The following is a 9,115-nucleotide window of genomic DNA, read 5'->3' on the forward strand; positions in this document are numbered from 1 at the left end:
TCTTGTACGGTATCTAAATGAATAATACAGGAGGCCACATGCCAACAATTTTCCCATCATTAAAAGAAAGCCTGATCCGCTTACCAGAAGTTATGCGTCGCACAGGATTTTCTAAGCCATATCTATATAAATTAATCTCAGATGATAAGTTTCCTAAGCAAGTAAAAATTGGCTCTCGTTCTATTGCTTTTGTTGAATCAGAAGTAGATGAATGGATTGCTAATAAGATTGCTGAATCACGTTCTGGTGAGGTGGCATAATGGAAAAGAAAAACCGCCCTTGCGGAGGCGGCTTTGATATCAGTAATGATATTGGAAATTGCCCCTCCATTATACCCACCAGCAAAAGAAAACGCACACCTAAAAAACACCGTGCCCGTTTATATATGTTAGGTACTGGCATTAATGGCTTTACCGAGAATGAAATATTAATTCATTGCCGTTTATCGTCAGGCCGTAATTACCCGAATGAATTAGAGCGTTTATTGAATATCGAACTAGAACGCATTGATGAGCCTAATCCTGATGGTATCGGATCACATTATCGTTATCGCTTTAAAACGGCTCAAGATGTGCAGAAGGTTATTGACTTAATAAATAAACGTGCTGAACAAGGTAATTACCAACCCATAGATAACGCACTCATAAATAATATTTTAAGCCTGTACCCGACCGAATAACGGAGTAATAAATAATGAAACTGAAAAATAACAGCTTAAATGCTGGTGGATTCGCTCACCCTAAATTCAAGTTAAACGATATTAACGAAACAACTTTCACTGATATGTTGCCTATTATTCGCAGCGATATTAACGGGCAAGTAATTAATTGTGTTAGTGCGAAAGCATTACATAGTGCGTTAGGTGTTAAGCGTAATTTTGCGGCATGGTTTAGCGATAGAACTAACCAATATGAGTTTATCGAGAATCAAGATTATTTTACTGTTGAAAGTTTGAGCTACCCAAAATCGGATAGCGCAAAATCTAGGCAACAATTAACTAAAGATTATCATTTGACGATAAATACAGCCAAAGAGTTGGCAATGGTTGAGCGTACAGAACAAGGCCGCTTAATCCGTCAATACTTTATTAAGTGCGAGGAAGCATTACACAAAGTAGCGCCAACTATCACCAAGCAATTACGCCATCAACTTAAATCACGCCTCAAAGTGGCTAGTTACTATAAGCCGATGTGTTCAGCTTTAGATCTCGCTCGTATGGAGCAAGGGAAAAGTACAAAGCCACATCATTACACCATTGAATCAAATATGTTGAATCGTATTGTTTTAGGTGGGCTGACGGCTAAAGCGTGGGCGAAGCAGAACGGTATTATTGGCAATCCTCGTGATGCCATGAGCGAAACTCAATTAGAGCATCTTTCATACCTTGAGCAGACGAATACAACGTTAATTGAGTTAGGTATGGACTATCACGCACGTAAGGACAAGTTAATCGGCTTGTCTCAGAAGTGGTTAGCGCAACGTGTAGAGGTGGCGCAATGATTACCCTATGTTCAACAAAGGCTATTTCCTACCAAGTGAATAATTCCCTACTGGCAGGTGATGAGTCGCTTACTAAAAACTTAGTAAACCAATCAGCGAGAATTTACGCCAATCAATTAATCCCAACCACCATTGGAGGATGGGATGATAGCGACAACCCAAAACGTGGAGAATTCACACCATTTGCTAAAGGTGATTTTTCTCACCTTTCTAAAGAGGCGAATTATCCTCACTGGCAAGGTTTAATCGGGGTCACTATACGAGGCAGAATTGAGTTTTTTGAGTCCATAAAAAAGGGCAGCCAATCGGCTACCCTTGGAAACGTCGATATTAAATACCGAGCAAGTGAGAATATTAATATTAGCTTACTTCTCTGGTATGGCAAATATCAGTTTTTAGGCTCAATGCCTCGTGACTGTAATTCTTTTCGTATAACTCTTTTAATCCACGCAGCAAGGGATTCATCGCCATCTTGCGCCTGTGCTACTTCCATCATTTCTCGTAGTTCAGGATCAAGTCTGAATTGGAATGGTGGATTTCCTCGTCTTTCTGTTTTGTGTGTTGACACGTCAATTACACCCGTAGTATGGTATTTATGTGTCATTACACATTACACACTAGCGACACAAAAAACAATGCCCCGAAGTGGTGGAACACTAACAGGGCATCTAACCACCAACGATAACACTAGTATCGAGGTAGCTATGCAAGATATTAACACACCCGTCACAGGGCGGACTAGTCTCACCCCTAACCAATCGTACAGATGGTTATTCCTCGCCTTAAACCGTAGCGATTACACCGCTAAACCTTGTCGTATTGCTGTTACAGCACCGAATGAACACGATGCAAGACTGATGCTTGTCCGTGATTATATCCTGTCATTCGCTGGTCGCTTACCTGTTAAGGAGGTGGCTCATGCGTAACCCTCAACCTAACGATTTCTACACGCATAAAAATAATAGCGAAACCGTCAAAGTTCTATCAGTTCAATTTAACCGTGTGACCTTTCAGCGAGACGGCTTTGATAGTCCTGTCATTGTTCCATTAGGCCAGTTCAGCAACGAATACATTTATTCGGGGAGGGCTTAATTATGGCAGATATCACTATTCATCAAGCCGCTGAAAAAGCACAACAGTTAGAACTGATTAGCCTGATGTTGCCTAACTACCCTCGTAACCTAACCATAAGCGACATTTCCGCTATATCGTCACTCATGGCGAAGTTATCAGGTGATTTAGCTGTATTTCTTCAAGAGGAAATCGCAGTGCAGGAGGCGACCAAATGAAAACAATCAAATTAAATGTTGGTCACTTATCTACCTTGGAAGAAGTCGAACACATCAACGAAGAACTTCAAGCGTTGTTAATCCCACTGTTAACAGCTGTAGAGAATGAAGCTGAGACGGATACGCATTTTATGCTGAGAGCAGTCAACCGCTTAGTGTGTGCTCAAGGAAAGAAATCACAAGGTTGGTGGAGGTGATGAAATGAGACAAGTCACTATCAATGCCACCAGCTTAAGTCCATTCATGTATCAAGGTAAGCGAGTTGTCACCTTTGCCATGATTGACGAGGTACACCAACGCCCAACAGGTGCGGCTAGAAAATCATTCAATGCTCACCGTCAATATTTTACTGAGGGTAAGGATTTTTACCGCCTAACTGGACAGGATTTAGAACTGTTTAAACTTTGCGCGTCCATAAAACGGACGCACAAATATTCACCCATTAGTGATAAAGCCCGAGAAGTAACACTGATTACTGAATCGGGATACTTGCTAACCGTGAAGCCATTTAATGATCCACTTTCTTGGCAGGTACAAAACCAGCTTATCGATGCATATTTTCGACTGTCTGAATTCCCTGAATTACAGCACATCAACATACCCACACTGGCAGAACTTGAAGCCATGCCAATTGGTGAGGCTCAGAACTTGATTAGCCGCTTAGAGGCTGATTCTTATCAAGGGCACGGTAGGCGTGGCAGCTATGCCATGAACCTACGTCGCAAAGAGAAGAAAGCACTTAAACCAATGGTAATCGCCATTGAGCAAGCCTCGCAGCTACACATTCAGGATATGGGAGATTATCACTCATGAGAACGTTTCTAATTGCAGGTTATGGCACAACCCTAAAAGGCCTAACACTAGGCATTAACAAGCAAGTGATATCTGCCAGCCTAAAAGATGCTCAGTCACAAGTGGTGCGAGAGGCGCAACGTGACGGTTTAATTGATATCCGAATCAACTATGTGCGTGAGGTGAAGTAATGGCGAATAAAGAGATAGTTTTATCACTGGAAGTACCCCGCATGAAAATAAACCGAGTGCTGACGCTCTTAACTGTTTGGCAAGAAGCAAATCAGGACGAGGAAACAGCCCATATGATAGCTATTGCCTTCGCTGCCGTGAATGACGCACTCAAGGATATTGATTCAGCTATGGAGGGTAAGTAATGAATATTTCTAATATTAACGCATTCGAACACAGTGAACAGGGTGTGATCCTCATTACTGAAGCAGCCAACCAAGAGGCTATCAGTTATACCGAAGCATTAGAGGCATTAAACGATGGTAGCTTTGATGGTGATCTGATTTTTGGCTTTGAATTAGTTTTAGCTATCTGCAAGGGAGAGTGTGACGGCTTTTTTAATCCAACTAATCAGCAGCGTGTGATCTTGTGGCGTTGGATTGTAGCCGCTTCGTTTGTCGCAGAGCAAGCAGACAATAACGGGACGCATCAAGTTGACAACGGCAGAGGTAAAACCATTACCGCCGCTATTTATCGCAACAAACATGCAGCGTTAACCGTCTATGCCGCAAGCGAACGTATGTTACTAGCTAATCACATTGAGGGCGCTGCTTATGAGCACTATGGGGCAGAGAATGGCGCAATTATGGCAGTAAAGATATATAGGGATTTTATCAATCTTGAGCCTAAACGTGGTTGCCGACTATCAGAGCGAGGGCGTGAGGGGTTATCTGTTCTTCATGATGATCTAATTAGGGCGATAGAAGATGGTGAATTTAGCGACACCGTAACCATTCATTAAAAGGACGCAATGACATGATAACGAAGAATTTTAAAGTTAATTCACTAGCGAATAGCTACGCAGCCGCTATTTACCACGATATTACCACACGTAATGGCGGTGATTGGTTTTCGATGAAGGTAGGCAACAAAACGATTGAAGTTGCCATTATTGACGGTGTGAAAGGTATTCGAATGCTCGTTGATAGCTATTTGCTGAAAGCCTTAAAAGGGCAATATCCCACATGGGAGGCAGTTGCTATTAGCTTGATAGAGCAATGTGTCATTAATGGATATGTCACAGGTTATGGTCGAGAGGTGTGGCAAAGCATGATTAATGATATGGGCGACTCTTTAGCTGATAAGGGGGCGTTTCAATGAAGCCGATTGATGTTATCCGTGAGGTGAAGCTGAAAGCTAACGGACAATGGCAAGCTATATTATCTCACCTTGGGGCAGAAGTGCCCCTAAACACGCACACGGCTTGCCCTCATTGTGGTGGTAAAGACCGGTTTAGATTTGATAACAAGGACGGTAATGGTACGTTTATTTGTAATCAGTGCGGTTCTGGTGATGGATTAGATCTCGTTCAGCGTGTGTTAGGTGTCAGTGTAACCGAAGCTGCAAAAGAGGTTGCTAACATAATTGGTATTGATACCCGTTCAGCGTGTCCACCAGCCTACCGTCGTTCTGAGATAAAAGCACAACAAGACGAACTGAAAGCGCAGCAAGCCGAAAAACAAGCTAACGAGAAGAGAGAGAAGCATAAACGCTTTATTGAACGGTATAACCGCACTATTGCCAATGTTCAACGTGGGAGATCTGACTATCTCAAGGCTAAGGGGCTGCATGGTTTTGAAATGGATTTATTACAGGACGGTTCTCTTATCATTCCATTATTGGATGCTGGTGGCGTTATTACTGGCGCGCAAACTATTAAGCCTAATGCTGATAAGCGTTTACTGTCAGATAGCGCAAAGTCAGGCAGTTATTACCCCATCAATGAGCCTGTAAACGTCTCTACGGTGATTATCGCTGAAGGATTAGCAACCGCCCTAACGTGTCACTTAATCCAACCAGAAGCGCACACAGTTGCGGCAATTGATGCGGGAAACCTCATTCATGTAGCTAAGGTAATGCGAGTTAAGTATCCAGAGAGCAAGATTATTATTGCTGGGGATAACGATATTAAGCCAGGCCAAGACAATACAGGGAAATTAGCGGCAGAAAAGGCAGCTAAGGCGGTTAATGGTGTCGCTGTTTTACCCCCTACTGATGATAAAGCCGATTGGGATGACTACCGCCTATCACACGGTATTGAGGCGGCAAGACAGGCATTTAATGGCCAAGTGGATCAGCAAGCAGGTGAAATAGTGGAAGAGAATAACGTGATCCACATTGACGCAAAAAAGAAAGTCAGACCTCACGATGACTTAGCCCCATTTTTTGATAAGCGTCATGGTGGTTTGTATTACATCGAACGCAAGCAAAACAATACGACGGGCGAGATTGACGAAAAAGAAACGTGGTTTTCGGATGAAATGGCTACGGTAGGTATTGGCTCTGATGGCAAAGACAGCTATTTAGTTATCGAGATGAAGCAAGAAGGTAGCAACCGCATAATTTATGAAGCCATTCCGAGACGTGAACTAGGTTCGCCTCAAGGGTGGGGGAGGTTACGCTCCCGTGGCGTTAATATTACAACAAAGCGTGGTCAATTGGATTTATTAGCTAACTACCTTCAACGGAAAGGAAAGCGCGACGAATGGACGATCACACATACCGCAGGTTGGCATGATGGAGCGTATGTGATGCCCGATGGTCATATTATTGGTACACCTAGCCGCCCTGTTGCCTTTTGTGGCGGAACGTCTGCCGTTGCGGGTTATATCGTCAGGGGAACCGCTGAAAGCTGGCGGAAGAATGTCGGTAATTTAATGAAAGGCAATCAATCTATGATTTTAGGTGGTTTAGTTGCGTTAGCTGCCCCACTGAACTCATTATCGGGCGGTAGCTCGTTTGGCATTCACCTATTCGCTCAATCCTCAGCAGGGAAAACAACTACTGTAGAAGCGGCTTCAAGTATCTACGGTGTACCCGATGAACTGAAATTAACATGGGATGCGACAAAGTACGGGTTAACGATTGAAGCCGCCTCTCGAAATGATGGATTTATGCCAATTGATGAAATTGGGCAGGGTAACGATGTGCGGCATGTGGCAGGAAGTGCCTACAGTTTATTTAATGGTACAGGGCGTATTCAAGGTAATAAAGACGGGGGAAACAAAGCCGTTTTACGTTGGGCGATTGTGGCGTTATCAACGGGTGAGGAAGATTTTGAAACTTACCTCATTCGTAATGGTGTTACCCCAAAAGCAGGGCAATTAGTGCGACTGGTGAGTGTGCCATTTACCGATACTGTCGAGTTTCACAGCCTTGATGATGGTGATTTGCATTCACGAGCAATAAAACGCGCATCAACGCAGCATTGCGGGGCAGTTGGTAGAGCATGGATTGAGTATTTAGCCAACAATCAGGACATGGCCAACCAGAAAGTGACCGTCAAAGAAAACGAATGGTTATCGAGTTTACCCGAAGAGGCGTCACCACAGGTTAAGCGAGTCGCTACCCGTTTTGCCATGTTAGACGCTACCGCAGAGCTATCAGCCGCAATTACGGGTTGGGATAGTGGCGAATGTAGCCGATTTATTCGTAATAGCTTCAATGAATGGCTAGAGAACTATGGCACAGGAAACCGAGAAAAATACCAAGTCGTTAAACGGGCAAGGGATTTTATTCAACGCTATGGATTAAATCGCTTTCAGCCATACACCTATGGGAAGCGCAACGGAGATTTAGACCGAGTTTACGCAGGAAGAATAACAAACCTTGCGGGTTACTTGGTTTCTGGTCGCAGAGAGGACGGCAAGGACGAATATCATATTATCCCGTCAGTATTTGAAGATGAAATACTCTCAGGTATTCAAAAGAAATTGGGGGCGGAAGCGCTCGAAGAGGCAGGTATTTTAGTCAGACCGGAATCAGGGCGTGTAGACGGTAAAACTATCAGCATTAATGGTAGTCAGCAGCGATTTGTTGTCTTAATTGATAGTGAGGAAGAATAACCAGCCAGAACAGAATCCCCGTGATGAATTAAAAACGTTGGGATAAGTGGGATAACGGGATAAGAATTAAAAAAGATAATAATATTATTAAGTTAAGTTACTTCTATTTATCCCATGTTATCCCAAGTTACCCCAAATCAAATGATAACAATTTGTTACAAATGTTAATCAAAAAGCAAAGTTATCCCAAAAATAAAAAGTCTGGGATAAGAAATCGAGGTGTTTGGGATAAGTTAACTTGATGATATTAAATGGAAATAATCAACTTATCCCGTTATCCCAAAGAAAAATCGTTTTTCGCCTATAGAGAGATATTTAAATGAGCACTCAAATACTCACACTAAAACGTAAAAATCCACCAGCAACGAACACACCAAAAAGCTTGCAAACTAAAACGCCACAGGAAGCCTCGCAGCAACCGAAGAAGAAAAATAAGGCAGATGCTCACGCTAAAAAGAAACAACACCGTATCGACCGTATAGCGAAGCACTGGACGATATTTAATGAGCCAGAGGCTAAACCACTGATGATAGGTATCAAAGAAGCCATGATTGCTGAGGTTAAAGATAAAGGGTTGGATATTCCAGAGAGCCATATTAAACAGGGATTACGATCATACATTAGTCGTAAAACCTATCTGAAAGCCCTTACTCTGGGCGGTAATCGTTTTGATATGAACGGGCAGCCTAAAGGAGAAGTCACACCTCAACAACAAGCGTTAGCAAAACAAATGCTGGTGGAATGGGCTAAAAAATAGCAAGGTAACAACCGCCAAAGCATAAGCTGAGGTGGTTATGTATAATTTGCCTTATCAACTAAAAGGATCATCAAATGAAAAAAATCATGATAACGGCTCTATTGGCTTTATTTTTATCGGGATGTGATAACAACCCGCCAGCACCCTACGGATTTAAGTGGGGGCAGTCGGTGGAGGATATACAAAAGTTAAACTTAGAAGGTGATGGATGTCAGTTCCCCGTGTGTCAGGTAACAAAGACTCCAAGCGGAGTTATGGGATCAACCGTATTAATATTTAATAAAAAACTAGGGCTGGTTCAAGTGTTGCGCTCTGAGGTACTGAGTGAAACAAACCAACAAGAGATAATGAAGAAGTTTAACAATGCTGTTGATGAGGTGAATGTAGCATATGGTGTTCCGACAAATAAAATAATTAAAATTGATGATGAATCAAACTTTATTGATTGTTTAAATAAAATAGGTTGTAGCAAGATAAAGGCTGAATACGACAAAGAAGGTTACAAAGTGTTAGTCTCAGTTGGTATTAGAGATAAGGATGGTAAGCTAGCCATTCTAACCAACTATGCAAAACCTCTAAATTAGCCTTTATCTCGAAAATAAAAGCCGACCTTGAGTCGGTTTTTTTTGCCTTCATTACTTCAATAGCATTAATTTTTATAGAAAATATTCCTATTTTGTATCTATTTGCACCAATTAACTA

Annotated in this window: 16 protein-coding genes; 15 read left to right on the forward strand and 1 reads right to left on the reverse strand. The window is 42.4% G+C overall.

Annotated elements, in window-relative coordinates; all coding sequences use genetic code 11:
* The first annotated feature begins 38 nt into the window (after positions 1-38).
* The 3 genes from AACU98_RS16475 to AACU98_RS16485 are packed head-to-tail and all read left to right on the forward strand — an operon-like array spanning position 39 to position 1,500.
* Positions 39-260, forward strand: coding sequence for a helix-turn-helix transcriptional regulator (locus AACU98_RS16475; RefSeq protein WP_161735215.1), 222 nt, complete (start codon positions 39-41; stop codon positions 258-260).
* Positions 260-679, forward strand: a complete 420-nt coding sequence (locus AACU98_RS16480; protein WP_161735217.1) for a hypothetical protein — start codon at positions 260-262, stop codon at positions 677-679. The genes AACU98_RS16475 and AACU98_RS16480 overlap by 1 nt, the downstream gene beginning before the upstream one ends.
* A 14-nt stretch (positions 680-693) precedes the next feature.
* Complete coding sequence (locus AACU98_RS16485) at positions 694-1,500, forward strand: antA/AntB antirepressor family protein (RefSeq protein WP_064497270.1); 807 nt, start codon at positions 694-696, stop codon at positions 1,498-1,500.
* Between the two features lie 388 nt (positions 1,501-1,888).
* Here AACU98_RS16485 and AACU98_RS16490 read toward each other — a convergent pair whose 3' ends face one another.
* Positions 1,889-2,068: a hypothetical protein gene (locus AACU98_RS16490; protein WP_111751002.1), complete on the reverse strand. Its 180-nt coding sequence runs from the start codon at positions 2,066-2,068 to the stop codon at positions 1,889-1,891.
* 136 nt (positions 2,069-2,204) lie between these two features.
* Between AACU98_RS16490 and AACU98_RS16495 the strand changes: the two genes are divergently transcribed.
* From AACU98_RS16495 to AACU98_RS16550, 12 genes are all read left to right on the forward strand, one after another.
* A complete protein-coding gene (locus AACU98_RS16495) occupies positions 2,205-2,426 on the forward strand; it encodes a host cell division inhibitor Icd-like protein (protein WP_237612235.1) in 222 nt (73 codons plus the stop codon).
* Complete coding sequence (locus tag AACU98_RS16500; protein ID WP_072021496.1) at positions 2,419-2,592, forward strand: DUF4222 domain-containing protein; 174 nt, start codon at positions 2,419-2,421, stop codon at positions 2,590-2,592. Before AACU98_RS16495 ends, AACU98_RS16500 begins: the two co-directional genes overlap by 8 nt.
* Before the next feature lie 2 nt (positions 2,593-2,594).
* Positions 2,595-2,789, forward strand: a complete 195-nt coding sequence (locus tag AACU98_RS16505; RefSeq protein WP_049257505.1) for a hypothetical protein — start codon at positions 2,595-2,597, stop codon at positions 2,787-2,789.
* Positions 2,786-2,986, forward strand: a complete 201-nt coding sequence (locus AACU98_RS16510; RefSeq protein ID WP_237612234.1) for a hypothetical protein — start codon at positions 2,786-2,788, stop codon at positions 2,984-2,986. The genes AACU98_RS16505 and AACU98_RS16510 overlap by 4 nt, the downstream gene beginning before the upstream one ends.
* Positions 2,987-2,990: 4 nt before the next feature.
* Positions 2,991-3,602, forward strand: coding sequence for an ORF6N domain-containing protein (locus tag AACU98_RS16515; RefSeq protein ID WP_052174189.1), 612 nt, complete (start codon positions 2,991-2,993; stop codon positions 3,600-3,602).
* Entirely contained in the window at positions 3,599-3,772 is a 174-nt protein-coding gene (locus AACU98_RS16520) for a hypothetical protein (protein ID WP_162837557.1), read from the forward strand. Before AACU98_RS16515 ends, AACU98_RS16520 begins: the two co-directional genes overlap by 4 nt.
* A complete protein-coding gene (locus AACU98_RS16525) occupies positions 3,772-3,957 on the forward strand; it encodes a hypothetical protein (protein ID WP_049257504.1) in 186 nt (61 codons plus the stop codon). The genes AACU98_RS16520 and AACU98_RS16525 overlap by 1 nt, the downstream gene beginning before the upstream one ends.
* Entirely contained in the window at positions 3,957-4,553 is a 597-nt protein-coding gene (locus AACU98_RS16530) for a hypothetical protein (protein WP_052124628.1), read from the forward strand. The genes AACU98_RS16525 and AACU98_RS16530 overlap by 1 nt, the downstream gene beginning before the upstream one ends.
* Before the next feature lie 14 nt (positions 4,554-4,567).
* Complete coding sequence (locus AACU98_RS16535; protein WP_036900269.1) at positions 4,568-4,912, forward strand: hypothetical protein; 345 nt, start codon at positions 4,568-4,570, stop codon at positions 4,910-4,912.
* Positions 4,909-7,656 (forward strand): DUF927 domain-containing protein, encoded by a 2,748-nt coding sequence (locus AACU98_RS16540; protein ID WP_161735223.1) that lies wholly within the window; start codon positions 4,909-4,911, stop codon positions 7,654-7,656. The genes AACU98_RS16535 and AACU98_RS16540 overlap by 4 nt, the downstream gene beginning before the upstream one ends.
* A gap of 319 nt (positions 7,657-7,975) precedes the next feature.
* On the forward strand, positions 7,976-8,413 hold the full coding sequence (locus AACU98_RS16545) for a ProQ/FINO family protein (protein ID WP_161735226.1): 438 nt from the start codon (positions 7,976-7,978) through the stop codon (positions 8,411-8,413).
* A 74-nt stretch (positions 8,414-8,487) separates the two neighbouring features.
* Positions 8,488-8,997, forward strand: a complete 510-nt coding sequence (locus AACU98_RS16550) for a hypothetical protein (protein WP_053828372.1) — start codon at positions 8,488-8,490, stop codon at positions 8,995-8,997.
* The last annotated feature ends 118 nt before the right edge of the window (positions 8,998-9,115 follow it).

The sequence above is a fragment of the Proteus sp. G4380 genome, assembly GCF_963885725.1.
In the GTDB taxonomy this organism is placed as follows: Bacteria; Pseudomonadota; Gammaproteobacteria; order Enterobacterales; family Enterobacteriaceae; genus Proteus; species Proteus mirabilis.

Coding starts and splice junctions, on each gene's coding strand:
- AACU98_RS16475 (WP_161735215.1), top strand. CDS start 39: ATGCCAACAATTTTCCCATCATTAAAAGAAAGCCTGATCCGCTTACCA.
- AACU98_RS16480 (WP_161735217.1), top strand. CDS start 260: ATGGAAAAGAAAAACCGCCCTTGCGGAGGCGGCTTTGATATCAGTAAT.
- AACU98_RS16485 (WP_064497270.1), top strand. CDS start 694: ATGAAACTGAAAAATAACAGCTTAAATGCTGGTGGATTCGCTCACCCT.
- AACU98_RS16495 (WP_237612235.1), top strand. CDS start 2,205: ATGCAAGATATTAACACACCCGTCACAGGGCGGACTAGTCTCACCCCT.
- AACU98_RS16500 (WP_072021496.1), top strand. CDS start 2,419: ATGCGTAACCCTCAACCTAACGATTTCTACACGCATAAAAATAATAGC.
- AACU98_RS16505 (WP_049257505.1), top strand. CDS start 2,595: ATGGCAGATATCACTATTCATCAAGCCGCTGAAAAAGCACAACAGTTA.
- AACU98_RS16510 (WP_237612234.1), top strand. CDS start 2,786: ATGAAAACAATCAAATTAAATGTTGGTCACTTATCTACCTTGGAAGAA.
- AACU98_RS16515 (WP_052174189.1), top strand. CDS start 2,991: ATGAGACAAGTCACTATCAATGCCACCAGCTTAAGTCCATTCATGTAT.
- AACU98_RS16520 (WP_162837557.1), top strand. CDS start 3,599: ATGAGAACGTTTCTAATTGCAGGTTATGGCACAACCCTAAAAGGCCTA.
- AACU98_RS16525 (WP_049257504.1), top strand. CDS start 3,772: ATGGCGAATAAAGAGATAGTTTTATCACTGGAAGTACCCCGCATGAAA.
- AACU98_RS16530 (WP_052124628.1), top strand. CDS start 3,957: ATGAATATTTCTAATATTAACGCATTCGAACACAGTGAACAGGGTGTG.
- AACU98_RS16535 (WP_036900269.1), top strand. CDS start 4,568: ATGATAACGAAGAATTTTAAAGTTAATTCACTAGCGAATAGCTACGCA.
- AACU98_RS16540 (WP_161735223.1), top strand. CDS start 4,909: ATGAAGCCGATTGATGTTATCCGTGAGGTGAAGCTGAAAGCTAACGGA.
- AACU98_RS16545 (WP_161735226.1), top strand. CDS start 7,976: ATGAGCACTCAAATACTCACACTAAAACGTAAAAATCCACCAGCAACG.
- AACU98_RS16550 (WP_053828372.1), top strand. CDS start 8,488: ATGAAAAAAATCATGATAACGGCTCTATTGGCTTTATTTTTATCGGGA.